This window comes from Paraburkholderia sp. SIMBA_053, from assembly GCF_046534895.1.
In the GTDB taxonomy this organism is placed as follows: domain Bacteria; phylum Pseudomonadota; class Gammaproteobacteria; order Burkholderiales; family Burkholderiaceae; genus Paraburkholderia; species Paraburkholderia caledonica.
Map to the genome: position 1 here is coordinate 1 of NZ_JAWRXU010001597.1, position 239 is coordinate 239.

The 239-nt window shown below is 69.0% G+C and carries 1 protein-coding gene; it reads right to left on the bottom strand.

What is annotated here, in order from left to right:
- Positions 1 to 126: 126 nt before the first annotated feature.
- Positions 127 to 239 (bottom strand): hypothetical protein (locus SB753_RS40940; RefSeq protein WP_410805665.1); only part of this gene is annotated, 113 nt, incomplete at its 5' end.

Here is a 239-nt window from a genome sequence, read left to right on the forward strand (position 1 = left end):
TCGACGAGCTCGAGGTGTCGCCGTGGGCGCTGCGCGAGGGAGTGCTGCTGCGATACATCGAGCAGCTGAACTGGAGCGCGCCGCGGGGCTGACCTGTGGTCGGTGCCTCACGGCGCGCTCGACGGTTCAGAGAGAGAGTCGTTCCCGCACGACCGCGACGAGCCGGTCGGCATACGACTGGGCGGATTCGGCATCGGGAGCCTCGACCATGACCCTGACGAGCGCCTCGGTGCCGGACT